The 20241-nt window shown below is 66.4% G+C and carries 18 protein-coding genes and 2 tRNA genes; 9 read left to right on the top strand and 11 right to left on the bottom strand.

Features of this window, described 5'->3' with window-relative positions:
* Nucleotides 1-91: 91 nt before the first annotated feature.
* From ACW17W_RS10335 to tuf, 3 genes are all read left to right on the top strand, one after another.
* Nucleotides 92-175, top strand: a tRNA-Tyr gene (locus tag ACW17W_RS10335).
* A 97-nt stretch (nt 176-272) separates the two neighbouring features.
* Nucleotides 273-346 (top strand) — tRNA-Gly (locus ACW17W_RS10330).
* A 53-nt stretch (nt 347-399) separates the two neighbouring features.
* A complete protein-coding gene (gene tuf / locus ACW17W_RS10325) occupies nt 400-1590 on the top strand; it encodes an elongation factor Tu (protein ID WP_492076778.1) in 1191 nt (396 codons plus the stop codon).
* Between the two features lie 163 nt (nt 1591-1753).
* Here tuf and ACW17W_RS10320 read toward each other — a convergent pair whose 3' ends face one another.
* From ACW17W_RS10320 to ACW17W_RS10310, 3 genes are all read right to left on the bottom strand, one after another.
* A complete protein-coding gene (locus ACW17W_RS10320) occupies nt 1754-3721 on the bottom strand; it encodes a M61 family metallopeptidase (RefSeq protein ID WP_492076777.1) in 1968 nt (655 codons plus the stop codon).
* An 85-nt stretch (nt 3722-3806) separates the two neighbouring features.
* Nucleotides 3807-4058, bottom strand: coding sequence for a DUF2164 domain-containing protein (locus tag ACW17W_RS10315; protein WP_492076776.1), 252 nt, complete (start codon nt 4056-4058; stop codon nt 3807-3809).
* Nucleotide 4059: 1 nt separating this feature from the next.
* A complete protein-coding gene (locus ACW17W_RS10310; RefSeq protein ID WP_492076775.1) occupies nt 4060-5952 on the bottom strand; it encodes an ABC-F family ATP-binding cassette domain-containing protein in 1893 nt (630 codons plus the stop codon).
* A gap of 145 nt (nt 5953-6097) precedes the next feature.
* Here ACW17W_RS10310 and ndk point away from each other — a divergent pair, with 145 nt between their 5' ends.
* Nucleotides 6098-6517, top strand: coding sequence for a nucleoside-diphosphate kinase (gene ndk / locus ACW17W_RS10305; RefSeq protein WP_492076774.1), 420 nt, complete (start codon nt 6098-6100; stop codon nt 6515-6517).
* A 71-nt stretch (nt 6518-6588) separates the two neighbouring features.
* A complete protein-coding gene (locus tag ACW17W_RS10300) occupies nt 6589-7245 on the top strand; it encodes a YoaK family protein (protein ID WP_492076773.1) in 657 nt (218 codons plus the stop codon).
* Here ACW17W_RS10300 and purN read toward each other — a convergent pair.
* Nucleotides 7242-7775, bottom strand: coding sequence for a phosphoribosylglycinamide formyltransferase (gene purN / locus ACW17W_RS10295; RefSeq protein WP_492076772.1), 534 nt, complete (start codon nt 7773-7775; stop codon nt 7242-7244). The two genes, ACW17W_RS10300 and purN, sit on opposite strands and share 4 nt — an antisense overlap.
* Nucleotides 7776-7992: 217 nt before the next feature.
* Between purN and ACW17W_RS10290 the strand changes: the two genes are divergently transcribed.
* The gene (locus ACW17W_RS10290; protein WP_492076771.1) at nt 7993-9573 is read left to right on the top strand and encodes a S10 family peptidase; all 1581 of its coding nucleotides are present in this window, start codon (nt 7993-7995) and stop codon (nt 9571-9573) included.
* Between the two features lie 81 nt (nt 9574-9654).
* A complete protein-coding gene (locus tag ACW17W_RS10285) occupies nt 9655-10131 on the top strand; it encodes a hypothetical protein (protein ID WP_492076770.1) in 477 nt (158 codons plus the stop codon).
* 37 nt (nt 10132-10168) lie between these two features.
* On the opposite strand, the gene purM is transcribed toward ACW17W_RS10285, so the two are convergent.
* On the bottom strand, nt 10169-11203 hold the full coding sequence (gene purM / locus ACW17W_RS10280) for a phosphoribosylformylglycinamidine cyclo-ligase (protein WP_492076768.1): 1035 nt from the start codon (nt 11201-11203) through the stop codon (nt 10169-10171).
* A 91-nt stretch (nt 11204-11294) separates the two neighbouring features.
* Here purM and rnd point away from each other — a divergent pair, with 91 nt between their 5' ends.
* A complete protein-coding gene (gene rnd, locus ACW17W_RS10275) occupies nt 11295-12446 on the top strand; it encodes a ribonuclease D (RefSeq protein WP_492076767.1) in 1152 nt (383 codons plus the stop codon).
* Nucleotides 12447-12453: 7 nt separating this feature from the next.
* Here the strand turns inward: rnd and ACW17W_RS10270 are convergent, their stop codons facing one another.
* The 6 genes from ACW17W_RS10270 to ACW17W_RS10245 all read right to left on the bottom strand — a co-directional run bounded on the left by ACW17W_RS10270 (nt 12454) and on the right by ACW17W_RS10245 (nt 18281).
* Entirely contained in the window at nt 12454-12927 is a 474-nt protein-coding gene (locus ACW17W_RS10270) for a PIN domain-containing protein (RefSeq protein ID WP_492076766.1), read from the bottom strand.
* Complete coding sequence (locus ACW17W_RS10265; protein WP_492076765.1) at nt 12924-13211, bottom strand: hypothetical protein; 288 nt, start codon at nt 13209-13211, stop codon at nt 12924-12926. Before ACW17W_RS10265 ends, ACW17W_RS10270 begins: the two co-directional genes overlap by 4 nt.
* Before the next feature lie 139 nt (nt 13212-13350).
* On the bottom strand, nt 13351-14844 hold the full coding sequence (locus ACW17W_RS10260; protein ID WP_492076764.1) for a Ppx/GppA phosphatase family protein: 1494 nt from the start codon (nt 14842-14844) through the stop codon (nt 13351-13353).
* Nucleotides 14845-14935: 91 nt separating this feature from the next.
* Nucleotides 14936-17152 (bottom strand): RNA degradosome polyphosphate kinase, encoded by a 2217-nt coding sequence (locus ACW17W_RS10255; RefSeq protein WP_492076763.1) that lies wholly within the window; start codon nt 17150-17152, stop codon nt 14936-14938.
* A 68-nt stretch (nt 17153-17220) separates the two neighbouring features.
* The gene (locus ACW17W_RS10250; protein ID WP_492076762.1) at nt 17221-17877 is read right to left on the bottom strand and encodes a P-loop NTPase family protein; all 657 of its coding nucleotides are present in this window, start codon (nt 17875-17877) and stop codon (nt 17221-17223) included.
* Nucleotides 17878-17993: 116 nt separating this feature from the next.
* Complete coding sequence (locus ACW17W_RS10245) at nt 17994-18281, bottom strand: YciI family protein (protein ID WP_492076761.1); 288 nt, start codon at nt 18279-18281, stop codon at nt 17994-17996.
* A gap of 163 nt (nt 18282-18444) precedes the next feature.
* On the opposite strand from ACW17W_RS10245, the gene aspS reads away from it, so the two are divergent.
* Nucleotides 18445-20223 (top strand): aspartate--tRNA ligase, encoded by a 1779-nt coding sequence (gene aspS, locus ACW17W_RS10240; protein WP_492076760.1) that lies wholly within the window; start codon nt 18445-18447, stop codon nt 20221-20223.
* Nucleotides 20224-20241 lie beyond the last annotated feature (18 nt).

Here is a 20241-nt window from a genome sequence, read left to right as displayed (position 1 = left end):
GAGCCCCAAGGGCTTTCGGGTCTGGCGCTCCCTCTAACGCAGGCGTGACCGGATACCGAAGCTTTTGTTTCCAATCGGGTCGAAACGCGCTGGGGGAATGTCCCGAGCGGCAAAGGGGGGGGACTGTAAATCCCCTGCGTAAGCTTCGCAGGTTCGAGTCCTGCTTCCCCCACCACGCGTTTCGGTCCGTGAAGAAACAACAGGGCGACGAGGCGGAACCGGGTGCGGGGCCTGTGGCGTTTTCGGACGGCGCGGGCGACCGCATTCTTCGCGCGGGTATAGCACAATGGTAGTGCAGCAGCCTTCCAAGCTGAGGATGTCGGTTCGATCCCGTCTACCCGCTCCAGGTTTTTGATTGCAAAATAGCGCCCCTCAACCCGGGCCATCAGGAGTTTGGCCATGGCCAAGGAAAAGTTCGAACGCACCAAGCCGCATTGCAACATCGGCACGATTGGTCACGTTGACCACGGCAAGACGACGCTGACGGCGGCGATCACGATGACGCTGGCCAAGGCCGGCGGCGCCAAGGCGATGGCCTATGCGGACATCGACGCGGCCCCGGAAGAGAAGGCGCGCGGCATCACGATCAACACGGCCCACGTGGAATATGAGACGGCCAACCGTCACTACGCCCACGTCGACTGCCCCGGCCACGCCGACTATGTGAAGAACATGATCACCGGCGCGGCGCAGATGGACGGCGCGATCCTGGTGGTGTCGGCCGCCGACGGCCCGATGCCGCAGACCCGCGAGCACATCCTGCTGGCCCGTCAGGTCGGCGTGCCGGCCCTGGTGGTGTTCATGAACAAGGTCGACCTGGTCGACGACGCCGAGCTGCTGGAACTGGTGGAAATGGAAATCCGCGAGCTGCTGAGCTCGTACCAGTTCCCGGGCGACGACATTCCGATCACCGCCGGCTCGGCCAAGGCCGCCACGGACGGCGTGAACCCGGAAATCGGCGAGAACCAGGTTCTCAAGCTGATGGAAACCGTCGACGCCTACATCCCGCAGCCGGAGCGTCCGGTCGACCTGCCGTTCCTGATGCCGGTGGAAGACGTCTTCTCGATCTCGGGCCGCGGCACCGTGGTCACGGGTCGCGTCGAGCGCGGCATCGTCAAGGTCGGTGAGGAAGTCGAGATCGTCGGCATCCGTCCGGTCCAGAAGACGACCTGCACGGGCGTGGAAATGTTCCGCAAGCTGCTGGACCAGGGCCAGGCGGGCGACAACGTCGGCGTGCTGCTGCGCGGCACCAAGCGTGAAGACGTCGAGCGCGGTCAGGTCCTGTGCAAGCCGGGCTCCATCACCCCGCACACCAAGTTCCTCGCCGAGGCCTATATCCTGACCAAGGAAGAGGGCGGCCGTCACACGCCGTTCTTCACCAACTACCGCCCGCAGTTCTACTTCCGCACCACGGACGTGACCGGCATCGTGCACCTGAAGGAAGGCGTCGAGATGATCATGCCCGGCGACAACGCCGAGCTGAACGTCGAACTGATCACCCCGATCGCCATGGAAGAGAAGCTGCGCTTCGCCATCCGTGAAGGCGGCCGCACCGTCGGCGCCGGCGTCGTCGCCAAGATCATCGAGTAACAGACACTCGAAGCGCGCTGACGCTCGGCTCGCGGAGCCTCGCTGCTTGAGCGCGTGATCGATACGGAAAAGACAGAACGGCCCCCGGAGCGATCCGGGGGCCGTTTTGCTGTGCCGACTTTCGGTCGTCATCCCCGGGTCAAGCCGGGGATACGGCCAGGAATCAGCGCGTCCGGGCGGCGAAAATGTCGCCCAGCCGGTCCCGCATCCCCTCAATCCGCTCCAGCCGCGGATAGCGCAGGCCGTCGTGGTAGTTGAGCGTGACGGTGCGATAGCGGCTTCCGTTCCTGATCAGCAGGGCGATGGGCGTCGAGGTTCCCTTGGCCGCCGTGACGGCGTCGCGCAGAATTTCAGGCGTGGCGGCGGTCTCATTGACCGCGACCAGATCCCAGCCGGCGCCGATGCCCGCCCTGAAGGCGGGACCGTTCCAGGCGATCGCGCCAATCCGGTTGGCCGGTCCCGACAGGGAGAAGCCGAGGGAATACTGGAAGTCCGTCGCCCAGCCGGACTGGACCTTCTTTTCCGTGGCGGTCAGGCTGTCGACATAGGTCAGGCGCCAGCCGCCGCGTTCCAGACCCTTGAGCGGGGCCGAGGCCTCCGGGCCGACGGCGTCCAGCCGGGTGCGCAGGAAGCCGGCCCAGTCGTGGGGGTGGACGGCGTTCAGGGCCGCGACCACATCCTCGAAACGATAGCCTTCCGGTGCGATCACGCCGTCATGGCGGCCGAAAAAGCCCCTGGCGAAGTCGTCGAGGGATTTGCGGTCGCCGGTGGCCTCGCGGATCAGGGTGTCGGCGTCGAGCCAGATCAGCAGGGCCTCGCGGTAGTAGTCGCCTGTGCCGCGCATCCACGACGGCCACTGGCCGGGCACGCGGTAGCCGAGCAGATTGTGGTTGTTGGTGTCCTGAAGCGCGCGCCAGCCGCGCCCGGCCTGGTTCTCATAGAAGGCGGCGACAGAGGCCAGGCCGATCAGGGCCTCGTCCTTCGAATGCAGGCCGGCGCGGGCGGACAGGACCTCGCCCCAGTATTCGGTCTGGCCCTCATAGACCCATAGCAGGGTGTTCTGGGTCGGAACGTTGTAGTTGGCGGTCAGCTCGTCGGCCGGCCGCATGTGCTTGCCATTCCACGAGTGGGTGTATTCATGTGGCAGAAGGGACCGGTCGCCCGCGCTCTTGTCCCAGGCGGTGAAGAAGTCGGGCGCCCCGGTGTTCTCGGACGAGCGGTGGTGCTCCAGTCCGATGCCGCCCAGCTGACCGGTCAGGGCGAAGAGGAATTCATAGCGGTCGAAATGGCGCGCGCCGTACAGGCGGTCGGCCTGTTCGACCAGATTGCGGAACAGGTCCAGCTGGGCCTCGGTCGGGGCGATGTTCCTGGCCTCGTCGGCCACGATGTTCAGGTGGACGTCGCCCCGGGCCCGGTCGATGTCGATGCGCCGATAGTGGGCGCCGGCGAACATCGGGCTGTCGACCAGGGTGTAGAGATCCACCGGCTTGAAGACGGCGAGGCCGTCCACGAAGCTCTCGGTGTCCAGGGCCACGCCGTAGTTCCAGCCCGCCGGCATCTTCACCGACGGGGCCACGGTGATGCCGGTCGAGGCGTAGCCGGCCGGATAAAGGATGGCCTTTTCCCACTGCAGGTTGACGATCGACGGGGTCATGGTCACGCGCCAGACGGCATTGTCCGGCTGGGTCAGCCACTGGAAAGCCACCTCGATCCCGGTGACCCCCGCCGGGATGTCGAGATGGAAGGCGTGGGGATCAAGCGTGTCGCGCAGCCATTCGAGCCGCTGGCCGCTGGCGGTGACCGTCAGGCCTGCGACCAGCTGGATCGGGCCTGTGTCGGCGTGGTTCCCGGGCAGATATTTCGGATAGAGCAGGGTCAAAGGGCCGGGACCGGAGACCGGAATGGTCTGGCGCACCTGGACGATTCGGCGGTCCAGATCGGTTATGTCGGCCTGATAGAGGATCACGCCGGGGTATGCCGCCTGCGTCGGGGCCGGGATCGGCGGCTGGGCGCGCGGAAGGGCGAGCGGAGCCTGTGTCGCCTCGGTCAACACCGGCGTCTGGGCCATGACCGGCGCTGCGAGCGCCAGTGAGATCACGCACAGGCTGGCGGACAGCAGGGGACGGTTCATGGACGGCGCTCACACGGGGACAGGGTCGGTCCCCCGAGCCTCGACCACGCCACCCCCAGCGTCAAGGGCAGAGGGGGTGGGGCGTTCAGCGGCCGCCCGGCTTCTGTTCCAGCCCAAAGATGGCCTCGACCGTCTCCTCTGCCCTGGCGGCGATCAGGGTCTGGGCGTCGTAGAGTCCGCGATTGTAGAAGGCCGGGCCGACGTCGCGGGCGATGAAGGCGATCAGCATTTCGGCCGGCAGGACGCCGAGCTCCTGATCCAGTTCGTCCGCGAACCAGCCCTGCAGCCGGCGCACCATGTCGGCCATTTCCGGCCTGGAGAATTCGATCGGTTTCATGTCAGCTGACCTCGGCCAGGGCCTCCTCGGCCGCGACCCAGGTCTGTTCTGCGGCGTCGAGATCGGACTGGGTCTTTGCGCGCGCCCGGGTCAGGCCTTCCAGCGCCTTGGGATTGGAGATGGCGGCATTGGCCATGTCGTCGTCGATGCGGGCGATCTCGGCGGTCAGCTGGGCCATCCGCTCCTCGGCCTTCTTTACTGCATGACGCAGTGTGGAGGGCGAAGGGCCGGATTTCTTGTCATTCTTGCGGTTCCGGTTGTCCTGCGGAGTCACCACAGCCGCTGCGGCCTCTTCCTTCCGGATCTGGCTCGGCTTGACGGCCGCAGCCTTCGCCCGGTCGAGGACGAACTTCGCATAGTCGTCCATGTCGCCGTCCCAGGGCTTGACCGTGCCGTCGGAGGCCAGCCACAGCCGGTCGGCGACCATCTCCATCAGCGACCGGTCGTGGGTGATCAGGATGACGGCGCCGTTGTAGTCGTTCAGCGCATCCAGCAGGGCGCGGCGGCTGTCGATGTCCAGGTGGTTGGTCGGTTCGTCGAGGATCAGGACGTGGGGCGCGTCCATCGCCACCATGTTCAGCAGCAGGCGGGCGCGTTCGCCGCCCGACAGGCTGTCGACCGTGGTCTCCTGCTTTTCATAGCCCAGGCCGAACTGGGCCAGTTTCGAGCGGCGGGCGCTTTCGGCGGCGTCCGGCATGGCGCGGCGAATGATCTCCAGCGGCGTGTCGGTCGGGTCCATGGCCTCGATCTGGTGCTGGTGGAACCAGCCCACCCGCATCTTCCTGTCGCGATGCAACTCGCCGTCGGACACCTTCAGGGCCCCGGCGATCATCTTGGCGAAGGTCGACTTGCCGGCGCCGTTGACGCCCAGCAGGCCGATCCTGTCGTCCAGATCCATGCGCAGGTTCAGATTGCGCAGGATGGGCTTGCCCGGCTCATAGCCGACGTTGGCCCGTTCCAGCCGGATCAGGGGCGGGGCCAGGGGGCGGGGCGGCGACGGCAGGACGAACGGCGCGACCCGCTCCTCGATGGTGGTGGCCACCGGCTGCATCTTGGCCAGCCGCTTCATGCGCGACTGGGCCTGGGCGGCCTTGGAGGCCTTGGCCTTGAAACGGTCGACGAAGGCCTGGAGGTGGGCGCGTTCGGCGTCCTGTTTGGCCTTGGCCGACATCTGCAGCCGGGCCTTTTCGGCGCGGGCCTGTTCGAACTGGTCGTAGTTGCCGGTGTAGAGCTCCAGCGTCCGGTTCGCGAGGTGCAGGATGTGGGTGCAGACCTCGTTCAGCATCTCGCGGTCGTGGGAGATGATCAGGGCCGTGTGCGGATATTTCTTCAGCCGCGCCTCGAGCCACAGGGCGCCCTCAAGGTCGAGATAGTTGGTCGGTTCGTCGAGCAGCAGCATGTCCGGCTCGGCGAACAGGGCGGCGGCCAGGGCGACGCGCATCCGCCAGCCGCCCGAGAATTCGGACATCGGTCGCTGCTGGTTCTCCTGGTCGAAGCCGAGACCGACGAGGATTTCAGAGGCGCGGGCCGGGGCGGCGTCGGCGTCGATCTCGATCAGCCGGGCCCAGATCTCGCCCATCTCCTCGGGCTCGGCGGTTTCCAGCCGGCCCAGCAGGGTGTGGCGTTCGACGTCGGCTTCCAGAATGGTGTCGATGACGCTGACCGGGGTGGCCGGATGTTCCTGATCGACCGAGCCAATGCGGGCGGTTTTCGGCAGGCTGATCTCGTCGCCGCCGGCGTGAAGTTCCCCCAGGATCAGTTTGAACAGGGTCGACTTGCCGATGCCGTTGCGGCCCACCAGCCCGACCTTGGCGCCGGGCGGCAGGCTGACAGAGGCGTCCACGAGGAATTTGCGGCCCCAGGCGTTGAAGGTCAGGTCGGTGATCTGGAGCATGGGGAATCGAAAACCCGGGTTCGCCCCTCAAGCCATGAAGCGACATGGCGCTTCCGGCAGGGACACAAAAGAGAGATAGTTGGAAACTAGGGAGGGCGCGTCTATAAGCCCCCACCTTCAAACTCCCAAACAAGAAGTCACCCTCATGACCGAACGCACCTTCTCGATCATCAAGCCCGATGCGACCCGCCGCAACCTGACCGGCGCCGTCAACGCCGTGATCGAGGGCGCCGGCCTGCGCATCGTCGCCCAGCGCCGCGTCAAACTGACGACCGAACAAGCCAAAAAGTTCTACGAAGTCCACGCCGAACGCCCCTTCTATGGCGAACTGGTCGAGCAGATGACCGCCGAGCCGGTCGTCGTCCAGGTGCTGGAAGGGCCGAACGCCGTGGCCGCCTATCGGGAAGTCATGGGCGCCACCAACCCGGAACAGGCCGCCGAGGGCACCCTGCGCAAACTGTTCGCCCTGTCGATCGGCGAGAACTCGGTCCACGGTTCGGACAGCCTTGAGAATGCCGCCATCGAGATCGCCCAGTTCTTCACGGACGACCAGATCGTCGGCTGATCGCCTCAAAAGACTTCGTGATGACGGCCGGATGAGCGATGATCCGGCCGTTTTCAATTCCGGGATACGTGATGATCCGCACCTACGGCCACCGCGGGGTTCTGCTGGCCGCCGCCCTGTCGGCGCTTGCGGGCTATGCCGATGCCGTCGGCTTCATGACCCTCGGCGGGTTTTTCGTGTCCTTCATGAGCGGCAACACCACCCGGCTGGGCGTCGGTCTGGCGACGGGCGCCTGGCATGAGGCGGTCACGGCCGCCGGCCTCATCGCCCTGTTCGTGGTCGGGGTGGTGATCGGCGGAACCGTGGCGCGGCGCGCGGGCGAGGGGCGGCGCGCGCCCGTCATGGCGGTGCAACTGCTGCTTTTGCTGGCCGGCGCCGGTTTGTGTACAGCCGGCCTTGCCGGCCCCGGCATGGTCGCCGTGGTTCTGGCCCTGGGGGTCGAGAACGCCATCTTCCAGAAGGAAGGCGATGTCGGGGTGGGCCTGACCTATATGACGGGCACCCTGGTCCGGATGGGTCAGAGGATCGCCTCCGCCCTGCACGGCGGCCCGCGCTGGGACTGGCTTCCGTTCTTCGGCCTGTGGGCGGGGCTGGCGACCGGCGGGGCGCTGGGGGCGGTGACCTTTGTGCAGATGGGAGTCCTGGCCCTGTGGCCCGCAGTTCTGGTGCTGGCGGCGCTGACGGGGGCGGTGGCGCTGGCGGAGTCGCGGCGCGACCGGGTGGGTTAGGCCATTTCCCGGCAGAAGGCAGAGAGCGCGTCGGGATAGAGGCGGTGTTCGGCGGCCAGAACCCGGGCGGCGAGGGTCTCGGCCGTGTCGCCGGTCAGGACCGGCACACGCGCCTGACCGAGCACGGGGCCTTCGTCCACGCCTTCCGTGACCAGATGAACCGTGCAGCCGGCCTCGGCGTCTCCCGAGGCGAGAGCGCGCGCATGGGTGTCCAGCCCCGGATAGAGGGGCAGGAGGCTGGGGTGGATGTTCAGCATCCGTCCGGCCCACCGCCCGACCAGCCAGGGCGTCAGCAGCCGCATATAGCCGGCGAGGGCCACGACCTCGACGCCCGCCCGCACCAGTTCGGCGTCCACCGCGCGCTCATGGGCCTCGCGCTCCTTGCCGAACGGGCGGTGATCCACCGCGACCGCCGCTACGCCGGCGGCCTGTGCTGTCCTCAGGCCGCCGGCATCAGGACGATTGGACAGGACCCGCACGATCTCGAACGCCGCCCCGGGCGCCTGCGAGGCCGCGATCAGAGCCGACATGTTCGATCCCGCTCCGGAGATCAGGACGGCGACGCGGCGGCGGGTCGGTGAAGACAAGGAGGCGGACATCGGACTCGGTGGAAAAGGGCGGCGCAGGCTTGGCGGCGCGCGCGGCGATTGGCAAGCCCACGGATCAGGACCGTCCGGCGTTTTCCGGCTTGATCGCCCGCCTGCCCGGGTCGTAGCGTCCGCGCCTGTCTCCGGGGGATTTCATCGAATGAAGCGTCTGCTCAAGCTCGCCTGCGTCACACTGGCTGTGGCTGTGGCCTCCACGCCGGCTCTGGCCCAGGCGCCCGGCCCGATGCAGTCGGCCCCCGACCGATTCAGGAACGCCAACGCCCAGGCCATCGAGGCCGACTGGGCCCGGGCCCCCGTGGCGGAGGCCGAGGTGGTGACCAAGGGGTCTGTGACCGCCCACGGCCAGACCCTGCGCTACACCGCCACGGCGGGCACACTGACCATTCGCGACGACGCGGGCATGCCGACGGCCAGCCTGTTCTTCACCGCCTATACGCTGGACGGCCAGCCGGTCGGGACGCGTCCGGTGACCTATCTGTACAATGGCGGGCCGGGCTCGCCGACCATCTGGCTGCATATGGGCTCATTCGGCCCGGTGCGGATCCTGACCGATGAGCCGGTGGTCGAGCGGCCGGCGCCCTTCCGCTTCGGTCCCAATGACATGACCCTGCTGGACCAGACGGATCTGGTTTTCATCGACATGGTGGGCGCCGGCTATTCCCGGCCTCTGGGCGAAACGCCGGGTTCCGCCTTCTGGGGCGTGGATCAGGACGCCGACGCCTTCACCCGCGCCATCATGCGCTACACGACGAAATACAGCCGCTGGACCAGCCCGAAATACATCATTGGCGAGAGCTACGGCACGCTGCGGGCGGGGGCGGTGGCCTACAACCTCGAGAACCAGGGGATGGCGTTGAACGGCGTGGTCCTGCTGTCGTCGATCATGAACTATGGCGTGCGCCAGCCGGGCTATGCGTCGAACTACATCGGCCTGTTCCCGACCTTCGCGGCCACGGCCTGGTATCACAACAAGGTTCCGAACCGCCCGGCGGACGTGGAGACCCACGTTCAGCGCGCCCGCGAGTTCGCCCTGGGTCCCTATGCGTCCGCGCTTGCGAAAGGCTCGATGATCTCCGACGCCGAGCGGGCCTCGATCGCCCGCCAGATGAGCGAGCTGATCGGTCTGTCGCCCGAATATATCGACCAGGCCAATCTGCGGGTCGAACTGAGCGGCTTCCGCAAGGAACTGCTGCGTGACCGTCGCCGCACCATCGGCCGACTGGACATGCGCTATCTCGGCATGGACATCGACGCAGCAGGCGGCGAGCCGGAGGAGGATCCGTCGTCCAGCGCCATTACCGGCGCCTACTTCGGGGTCTTCCGCGACTATGTCGCCAATACGCTGAACTACAGGACGGACGTCGAATACCGCATGTCGGCGCGCGGCCTGCCGGGCTTCAACTGGAACTGGAGCCACCGTCCGCCGGTGGGCGGGCCGCAGACCACGCCGAACACGGCCATCGACCTGGCCACGGCGATGCGGCGCAATCCGTATCTGAAGGTGCTGGCCCTGAACGGCTACTACGACGCCGCCACCCCCTTCTTCTCGACCGAGTTCGACATGGCCCAGATGATGCTGGAGCCGGAGGTGAGGGGTAATGTCGCCTTCACCTACTATGACGGCGGCCACATGATGTACACGAGCCGCGAGGCGCTGGAGGAGCTCCACGCCGACCTGAAGGGGTTCTACGAGCAGACGGCCAACGGCGGGGCGCGGTAGGGGGTGGCGGCGCAAACTCGTCCCACGGGAAGGCTCGCTGAGGCGTTCGGCCGGTGCGGGGTCTCGACCGACCGTGTCCGGATGGAATGGGACGACCTCTGCCAAGAGGATGTTTTTACCTTCGCAGGCGTTCAATTTTCTGACGAGAACCTCGAACGACTTGCCGAACTCTATCTGACGTTTCCGAGCAGATTCGAGTTCGAGACCCAGGACCTGAACGGCCGGTTCGAGCACATTGTCTCGAACTCTCCAAGAATGCTCGAGCTTCGGCGCGATTCTGAACAGGACATGGAGGACAGGCTGGCGGCTGAGGGCCTGACTGATTTTCCACGTTTCGATCAGGTTCGCGAAGCGCTGGGTGACTTCGCCCGACGCGTCGAAGTCGCGTGTGGATGCGGTGCAGGTGATCTGCTGTTGGTCCAAGACGGCGATATCATCGTGTTAGCGCCGAAGAAGCCCGCCTCTCTTAGTTTTGAGCAGATCGGAACGGTGCTCGCTCTGTTACAGCGCCGTGCTCCAGCGATCGAATTTCGGATATCAGGCCAAGACGCCGTGTGAGCAATTGGACGAATGCGGCTGGATCGGGTGAGCGACCCTAAACCCCCACCAACTGCCCGCACACAAACGCCGTCTCGCCCGCTTCCAGCAGGCCCGCCAGCACCTCCTCGGCGTTCTCCGGGCTGACGATCAGGATGAAGCCGACGCCGCAGTTGAAGGTGCGGCGCAGTTCGTGGTCGGAGATCCCGCCGACCTCGCCCAGCCACTGGAACACGTGCGGCATCGGCCAGGCGTCCCAGTCGAACGCGGCTTCCAGACCCTCGGCGATGCAGCGGGGCGGGTTCTCGATAAGGCCGCCGCCGGTGATGTGGGCGGCGCCCTTGACCAGGCCGGCCTTCATCAACGGCAGGACCGGTTTGATATAGATGCGCGTCGGCTCCATCAGGGCCTGGGCGAGGGACCGGTCCTTCGCGAAGGGCGCGTCGTCGCCCCACGACAGGCCGGACTTCTCGACCACCTTGCGGATCAGCGAATAGCCGTTGGAATGGGGCCCGGACGAGCCGAGGCCGATGATCAGGTCGCCGGCGAACTGGCGATCCAGATACGGGAGGGCGTGGCCCCGCTCGACGGCGCCCAGCGAGAAACCGGCCAGATCATAGTCGCCGCCCGAATACATGCCGGGCATCTCGGCCGTCTCTCCGCCGACGAGGGCGCAGCCGGCCTGACGGCAGCCTTCGGCGATGCCGGCAACCACGCGACGGGCGGCGTCGATCTCCAGCTTGCCGGTGGCGTAGTAGTCGAGGAACAGCAGGGGCTCGGCGCCCTGGGCCAGCAGGTCGTTGACGCACATGGCGACCAGGTCGATGCCGACGCCGTCATGGCGTCCGGTCTCGATGGCGATCTTCAGCTTGGTGCCAACGCCATCGGTGGTGGCGACGATCAGGGGATCGACGAAACCCGCCGCCTTCAGGTCGAACAGGGCGCCGAATCCGCCGAGCGACGGGGTCGATCCCGGACGGGCCGTCGATTTCGCCAGAGGCTTGATGGCGTCCACAAGTTGTTCGCCGGCGTCGATGTCCACGCCTGCATCGGCATAGGTAAGGCCGTTCCGAAGCTCGGGGCTGTCGCTCATGGGTCACGGACCTGGGAATGAGAATTGAATCAAAGCGGAAATGTGTTGCGGCTCTTGCCACAAACCGGTCGCGCGGGGCTATAGCATCCGAATGCCGACGATCACCACCAATGACGCCCTCATCGATTTCTGCGCCCGTGTCGCCGCTGCGCCCTTTATCGCGGTAGACACCGAGTTCATGCGCGAGACCACCTACTGGCCGAAGCTATGCCTGATCCAGGCGGCGACGCCGACGGATGAGGCCATCATCGATCCCCTGGCCGAAGGGCTGGATCTGGAGCCCTTCCTCGACATCCTGCGCGATCCGGCCGTGATCAAGGTATTCCACGCCGCGCGTCAGGACACGGAGATCTTCGTCAAACTGGGCGCCATGCCCAAACCGATGTTCGACACCCAGGTGGCCGCCATGGCCGCCGGGTTCGGGGATCAGGTCAGCTATGACTCCCTCGTGCGGCAGATGCTGAAGGTCGATCTGGACAAGGGCAGCCGGTTCACCGACTGGTCGCGCCGGCCGTTGTCCGATGCCCAGCTGACCTATGCCATCGGCGACGTGACCCACCTGGCGGCCCTCTATCCGAAACTGCGGGATCGGCTGGCCAAGGAAAACCGGCTGGAGTGGGTGATGTCCGAGATGGAGGATCTGGTCGATCCCGCCCTCTACGACACCACGCCGGAGAACGCCTGGAAGCGGCTGAAGCCCAAGAAATACTCCGCCAAATATCTCGCCGCTTTCCGCGCCACGGCCGTGTGGCGCGAGCGCGCGGCCCAGGAGCGCGACCAGCCGCGCGGGCGTATCCTCAAGGACGACGCCATCGACGAGATCGCGGCCCAGGGTCCGGTCGACGTGGACGCCTTCAACCGTCTGCGCGCTGTGCCCAAGGGCTTCGGCGGTTCGCGACTGGGGCTGGAGCTGATCGAGGAGCTCAAGCGCGTCCTTGCCGACCCCGAGGCCCATGCGCCCAAGATGGATCGCCCGGCCCACAACCAGCCGGCGCCGCCGTCGGTGGTCGAGCTGCTGAAGGTGCTGCTCAAGGCCAAGAGCGACAATGCGGGCGTGGCCTCCAAGCTGATCGCCACGGTGGCGGATCTTGAGAAGATCGCCCTGAACGACAATGCCGACATCGACGCCATGAAGGGCTGGCGTCGCCAGCTGTTCGGCGAGGACGCCCTGAAGCTGAAACGCGGGGAGATCGCCCTGGTCCTGAGCGGGGCGCGGGTCGAGGTGGTCGAGATCGAGGGGTAGATTCCACTCAGTTGAAATCTGGCCGGCTGTCGCGCAGCTCATTGAAGTTGATGCTTGAGAAGTTCGCCGCTCGTGCAGCCAAATGGAGACCCAGGTCAGCGGTAAGCAGTGTCGCGCCCGTGCTTGCGAGGCTGAGAAGAACGGCATCGGTCAATCCCAGACGCACGAACTCGGCTTGATCAACCGCCACGGAGCTGGCCACGTGGGCCTCCTTCCAAGCTCTGACCAGAGCGCAGAATGTAAGGTTGATCGCGTACTGGGACGGCCCGCTGCGACCGAGAAGGTTGGAGGTTTCCGTCAGGACGTTCGGGCACCAGACGATTGAGGCGTCCCTGCCGATACAGTCGTCCAGAATGTCGTAGTCCCGCTCGTCGTAGGCCTTCAGTCGTCGATGGTCGCGAATCAGTTTCCGGTCCGTGGCTCCGACGATCAGGAGGACGGCGAGATTGGTGTCCAGAAGAACTTCCGGCGTCTGGCTCAACCGAGCTCCAGACCGGGGCGCAGCCTGATCGCGACCATCCTCCCGTCATCGTTACTGATTCTAACGACCTTGTAGGAGCGATTGCTGGGCGGCTGCGCGCCCAGCGCAGCGGCTACCGAGTTCCCCCGAGAATCCCACGGACGAGAAAATCCGATGGTGACGTCCCACTCGTTTTCGCGTTCGTCGAACTCGATCTCTTCCAGACCAATGTTCCTCGGGCTCTCGTCCTGAAACACATCCGCCAGATATTGTTTCGCAAGCCGAACGACTTCCTGGACTTCCATCAAACCGCTCCATTCAGCACGGGAATATACGAGCAAGGCGGGAATTCGCCATACGTTGATGTCGCCCGTCGGCGACCGGGTGGGCGTCGGCCGTCCTGACTGTGCCTTCCTCGCCTCCATGACGCGAGAGGATCGGCGCCTACCCCTGAATGTCCAGCTTCAGCCCCATGGCCTCGGCCAGGGCCCTGGCGCGCCGACGGGTCTGTTCGCCGAGCAGGACGTCGGCATAGCCGTCAGAGGCGGTGAGACGCAGGGCGCCGCCCCGGATCTGCACGGCGGCATTGGCCAGCAACTGCGGCGAGCGGCCGGACAGGTCGCACCCGAGGCGGATAGCCAGACCTAGGGCGCGGGCGCGGGTACGGGCGGCCTCGTCCAGCAACCGGTCGATGACCTTCGGCTGGGGCGTGGCGCTGCCGCCGCCATAGCGGGCGTTCATCGCGGCGCCGAGGAAGGCGCGTTCGGCATGGGTCTGGCCGGCGATGGGCGCGCGCAGCACCTGATCATAGACCAGTTCGAGCCGATGATCCGGATGCAGTCGCGCGCCGAGGTCCGCCAGCCGACACGCGGCGGCGGCGAGCACCGGATCGCGTTCGGGGCCGAAGGCCGGAGGCAGGGCGTCGATGACGTTGCCAAGCCAGGCATTCAGGGCGGCCGGCAGGTGCGGCGACACGCCCTGGCGTACGCCGAGGGCCGTGGCCCCGGCCAGCAGGGGGTCTTCCATGGGGCCGGCGGCGTCCAGCGCCTCGAACAGAAGCCCCTCGCGCAGGCCCCAGGCCGAGAACTGGATGGTTTTCAAGCCCAGTCGGTCGATCAGCCCCTCCAGCACGAGCGCCGCATAGGGCAGGGTCTCGGCGCGCCTTTTCGACACCCCCGGCAGCCGGTCCAGCGAGGCGCTGGACTGATGCGAGACAAGCCGCGCCAGATCGCGGGCGTCGGACGCGCTCATCGCATACTGATGCACGATACGCAGGGGATAGTCGGTCTGCGCCATATGAACCTGCGCCAGGGCCCGCCAGCCGCCTCCCACGGCATGCAGGGCGTCGCTGGAGAAGCGACCGGCCGCCGGCTTCAGAACGGCGGAGATCCGGCTCTTGAGGCGAGCCGCATCGAAGCCCCCGGCGTCGGCCAGGCTGAAGGGCCCCAGCGGCAGGGTTATCCCGGTCTTCAGCCGACCCTCGCCGATTCGGACGAGCTCCAGACTGGACCCGCCCATGTCGGCCGCCACCCCCCGGGCCGAGGGATCGCCGGCCAGGACTCCCAGCGCCGCGTATTTGGCCTCTTCCTCGCCGGACAGCACCCGGACCTGAAGGCCGGTCTCGGCGGCGACCCGGCTGCAGAAATCGGCACCGTCTACGGCCTCGCGCACGGCGGCGGTGGCGGCGACAAAGGCATAGGCGGGGCGGACGCCTTCCAGGACGGCGGCGAACCGTCGCAGGGCCGCCATCGCCGTCTCCACGCCGCTGGCGGACAGCCGTCCGGTCGTGGGCAGGTCGCGGCCCAGCCCGGCCAGAACCTTTTCATTGAATACAGTCCAGATGGCCCGTCCATCCAGCCGGTACAGGACCAGACGGACCGAGTTCGAGCCGATGTCGATGACCGCCGCCTCGGTGGGCGCGCCGAGCAGGTCTTTCACGCCATGATCTTCATGCGGTCCGGCTCCAGCCTGCTTCCAGGGACGGAATCTGAACCCCGGGAACCGGGAGGCGCCCTGAGTCGATTCCGGCCTATTTGCCCGACCGGACATAGCGCAGGGCCTCGGGCCGCGTCTTCACCTTTCGACCACGACCCGACAGACTGGGGTTGGTCATGAAATACTGGTGGGCCGAGAAGGGGCGGGCGGGATCGACCGGCGTAACCCGCGTATAGTCGCCGTCGGCGTTCAGCACCCAGCTCTGGGCGTCGTCCTTGAGGTTGGCGACCATGATCTGGTCCAGCACCTGATCGTGGACGGTGGCGTTGCGGATCGGGGCCATCACCTCGACCCGTCGCTCCAGATTGCGCGTCATCCAGTCGGCTGAGGAGATGAAGACCGTCGCCTTGTCGTGCGGCAGATCCTTGCCGTTGGCGAAACAGATGATCCGGCTGTGCTCAAGGAAGCGGCCGACGATGGACTTGACCCGGATGTTCTCCGACAGGCCCGGCACGCCCGGCCGCAGGCAACAGATGCCGCGCACCACCAGTTCGATGCGGACGCCCCACTGGCTGGCCCGGTATAGGGCGTCGATGATCTCGGGATCGACGAGGGAGTTGAGCTTGACCCAGATGGCGGCCGGCTTGCCCTGGGACGCCGCCGTCATCTCCTTGCCGATCAGTTCGATCAGGGTCGACTTCATGTTCAGCGGCGACACGACAAGCGATTCCAGCTTTCCGGGCGTGGCGTAGCCGGTGATGTAGTTGAACACCCGGCTGGCGTCGCGGCCGAGGGCCGGGTCCGAGCTGAACAGGGACAGGTCGGTGTAAACCTTGGCGGTCACCGGGTGGTAGTTGCCGGTGCCGAAGTGGCAGTAGGTCTTGAGCCCGTCGCCCTCACGCCGCACGACGACGCTGAGCTTGGCGTGGGTCTTGTACTCGACGAAGCCGAAGACGACGTGGACGCCGGCCCGCTCCATGGCCCGGGCCCAGCGCAGATTGGCCTCCTCGTCGAACCGGGCCTTCAGTTCGACGAGGGCGGTGACATTCTTGCCGTTCTCGGCCGCCTCGATCAGGGCGGCCACGATGGGGCTGTCCTTGGAGGTGCGGTACAGGGTCTGTTTGATGGCGATGACGTTGGGATCGCGGGCTGCCTGACGCAGAAACTGCACCACCACATCGAAGCTCTCGAACGGGTGGTGGATCAGGATGTCCTTTTCGCGCACGGCGGCGAAGACGTCGCCGCCCTGGTCGCGGACACGCTCCGGGTAGCGGGGCTCATAGCCCGGGAATTTCAGGTCGGGGTGGCCGGCCGGGATCAGCTCGGACAGCTGGGCGAGACCCAGCATGCCGTTGACCACAACCACGTCCTGGGGCGCCGCTTCCAGCTCTCCGACGATGAAGTCGCGCAGATCGTCGGGCATGGCGGCCTCGATCTTGATGCGCACCACCTCGCCGAGGCGACGCTGTTTCAGCGCCTCCTCATATTCCAGAACCAGATCCTCGGCCTCTTCCTCGATCTCTATGTCGCTGTCGCGGATCAGGCGAAGCAGGCCCTTTTCCAGTACCTCGCAGCCGGGGAAGAGGTGATCGATGAACAGCAGAAGCAGGGCTTCCAGCGTGACGAACCGGCGACGGTCCTTTGCCGAACGCCCGTCCTTGGGCAGTTCCCAGAAGCGCCGCACCTGGGTCGGCACGGGCACCAGGGCATAGAGGGTCCGGTTGTCGCTCAGCCGCCGCAGTTTCAGCGCCAGGGAGAAGCCGAGGTTGGGCAGGAAGGGGAACGGATGGGCCGGGTCGATGGCCAGGGGCGTCAGGACCGCGAACAGCTGGTTCAGGAACTCGGGCTCAAGCCGGTCCTTCTCGGTCTGGGTGATCTTGGCCGAATGGATGACCTCGATGCCGGCGGCGTTCAGCTCGACCCGCAACTGGGCCCAGCGCGCCTGCTGTTCGGCCATCAGTTCGCCGGCCTCGACATTGATTTTCTCGAGCTGTTCGGCGGGCGTCAGCCCATCGGCCGACAGGACCCGGACCCGCTCGCGCACCTGACCCTTCAACCCGGCCACGCGGGTCATGAAGAACTCGTCCAGATTGTTGGCCGAGATGGAGAGAAACCGCAGCCGCTCCAGCAGGGGGTGGATCGGGTTGGCGGCCTCCTCCAGCACGCGGGCGTTGAACTTCAGCCAGCTGATCTCGCGGTTGAAGAAACGGGCGGGTGAGGCCATCAGCGCCTCATCCAGCGCCATCTGGGGCGCGCGCGAGGAGGGGACCTCCTCGCCGGTGGTGGTGTCCTTGACAGCCGCATCGCTCATGGGCCGGTTGTGGCGTGGTATTGCGACAGTCGCAACCCCGGCGAGGCGTCCGGACTGTGACGCGGCGATCAGTCGGACGGTTCGGTCGTCGCGTCCAGAACCTGACGCGCCAGGGCGCGGGTGACCGGCCTGTGCTGGGCGTCCAGCCGCTCCACGACATCGGCTGCCGCCGCAGCAGAGCGATCGATCCGGCGGACCAGATAGTCGATCACCTCGTCGCCCGGAGTGATGCTGCGTTCGACGAACCGCGCCCGCAGGATGGCGGCGAGCACGATGTCATCGGGAGCCTCCATCGCCACGACCCGCACGGCGTCGAGGCGAGACCTCAGGTCGGGCAGGGCCACCTCCCACAGACGCGGCGAGGGCCGCGACACCATCAGCAAAGCGCCGCCGTCGTGGTGCGCAAGGTTGATGAGGTGGAACAGGGTCTCGTCGTCGGCGTCCTGGGCGATGTCCAGCAAGACCGGACGACCCTCAAGCTCCAGAGGGTCCATCAGGGCCGCCTCGGCGCCGTTCAGGCCGATGGCGCCTACCCGCTCCGCCCAGATGGCGGCCAGACGGCTCTTGCCGCATCCGGCAGGGCCGCAGATGGCCATGACCCGGCCGGCGCCGTCGGGCCAGCGCTCCAGCTCGCGGAAGGCCGCCGCATTGCAGTCCGAGCGCACGAAGTCACTCGCCAGCACGGCGGCTTCGGTCTGGAGCGGCAATCGCAGCTGATCGGTCATGGCGTGTCGCACCAACATGGGGCGACCCTAGCAGTCCTGTCGGAGAGCGCGGTTAATGCTGTCCGGGACAGCGGGGACAAGCGCGGCGTCCTGTGGATCGCCTGCATCGCCGGCCCCTAGACCAGACCCGTGAGGGCGGGGTTCAGCTTGTTGGCCTCGAACTCGATGATGGCGTGCTCGGCGATGGCGTGGATGTGGAACGGGTCCTGTTTGAGCAGATCGGCCAGCTCCTCGCGGGTGACCTTGCCCGAAGCGATCAGGACGCCGCCGGTGCGCGGCACCATCGGCCCGGTCACCAGCAACAGACCCGAGGCGACATGGGGATCCAGCCAGGCGCGATGCTCGGCCCGCCTGGCCTCGATCTGCTCGATGGGGGCGGTATAGGTAAGGGTAACGACAAACATGGCGAACTCGCGCGACGGCTGGGCACCCGTTGATATGCGGATTCGGCCCGATGCGGGCAAGGCGTCGGCGCACGGCCCGACCTTGACTTTCGGAGGCGATGATGCGCCCTTCCGCCGCTTCCAATTCCCGCTGTTTTGCAGCCGATTTTCAGACGAACCGCATATGCACGCCTATCGCTCCCACACCTGCGGCGCCCTCCGTTTGACGGACGCCGGATCGACTGTGCGCCTGTCCGGATGGGTGCACAGGAAGCGCGACCACGGCGGCCTTCTGTTCATCGACCTGCGGGACCACTATGGCCTGACCCAGCTGGTCTTCCATCCGGAGACGCCGGGCTTTGCCGCCGTCGAGCGGGTACGGGCCGAGAGCGTCATCAAGATCGACGGCGAGGTCGTGGCCCGCGAAGGCGCGACCGTGAACGCCAACCTGCCGACCGGCGAGGTCGAGGTGCGGGTCCAGACCGTCGAGATCCTGTCCGAGGCCGCCGAACTGCCGCTTCCCGTGTTTGGCGAGCCGGAGTACCCGGAGGAGCTGCGTCTCAAACACCGCTATCTCGACCTGCGTCGCGAGACCCTGCACAGGAATATCGTCCTGCGCTCGAAGGTGATCCATTCGATCCGTCGCCGGATGGTCGATCAGGGCTTCCTCGAATATCAGACCCCGATCCTGACCGCCTCCAGCCCCGAGGGCGCGCGCGACTTCCTGGTGCCGTCGCGTTTGCATCCGGGCAAGTTCTATGCCCTGCCGCAGGCGCCGCAGCAGTTCAAACAGCTGCTGATGGTCTCGGGCTTCGATCGCTATTTCCAGATCGCCCCCTGTTTCCGCGACGAGGACCTGCGCGCCGACCGGTCGCTGGAGTTCTACCAGCTCGACGTCGAGATGAGCTTCGTCACGCAAGAGGATGTTTTTGCGGCGATCGAACCTGTCATGCACGGGGTATTCGAGGAGTTTGCCGACGGCAAGACGGTCGACGCCTATCCCTTCGTGCGCATCCCCTATCGTGAGAGCATCGCCAAATACGGCTCGGACAAGCCGGATCTGCGCAATCCGATCGAGATGCAGGACGTCTCAGAACATTTCCGGGACGGCGGGTTCGGCCTGTTCAACAAGATTCTGGCCGGCGACGCGAAAAATGCGGTCTGGGGCATTCCGGCGCCCAAGGGCGGAAGCCGCGCCTTCTGCGACCGGATGAACAGCTGGGCCCAGGGCGAGGGCCAGCCGGGCCTCGGCTATATCTTCTGGTCCGACGATCAGGGCGGCTGGGGCGGCCCCATCGCCAAGAACCTCGGCGCCGAGGCGACGGAGGGCCTGATGACCGCGCTGGGCATGGGTCAGGGCGACGCCGCCTTCTTCGCCGCCGGCGACCCGTCGGTCTTCTACAAGTTCGCGGGCAATGCGCGGATCAAGCTGGGTCAGGATCTGGGTCTGATCGCCGACGACTGCTTCAAATTCTGCTGGATCGTCGACTTCCCGATGTTCGAATGGTCGGACGAGGAGAAGAAGGTCGATTTCAGCCACAACCCCTTCTCCATGCCGCAGGGCGAGATGGAGGCGCTGGAGACGAAGAATCCGCTGGATATCCTCGCCTATCAGTACGACATCGTCTGCAACGGCTATGAGCTGTGCTCGGGCGCGATCCGGAACCACAAGGCCGAGATCATGCTCAAGGCCTTCGAGATCGCCGGCTATGACGCCTCGGTGGTCGAGGACCAGTTCGGGGGCATGCTGAACGCCTTCCGCTACGGCGCGCCGCCGCACGGCGGTCTGGCCCCCGGCATCGACCGGATCGTCATGCTGCTGGCCAACCAGGTCGCGATCCGCGAGGTCATCGCCTTCCCGCTGAACCAGCAAGGGCAGGATCTGTTGATGAGCGCCCCGGCGGAGGCGCAGGAGCGTCAGCTGAAGGAACTGCACATCCGGACGGCCCTGCCGATCAAATAGGCCGATCCGCCCGCCCCG

The sequence above is a fragment of the Brevundimonas sp. FV1ye29L genome (assembly GCF_058681095.1).
Note: the sequence above shows the minus strand (reverse complement) of the source record. Positions and strands in the feature narration are given on the sequence as shown.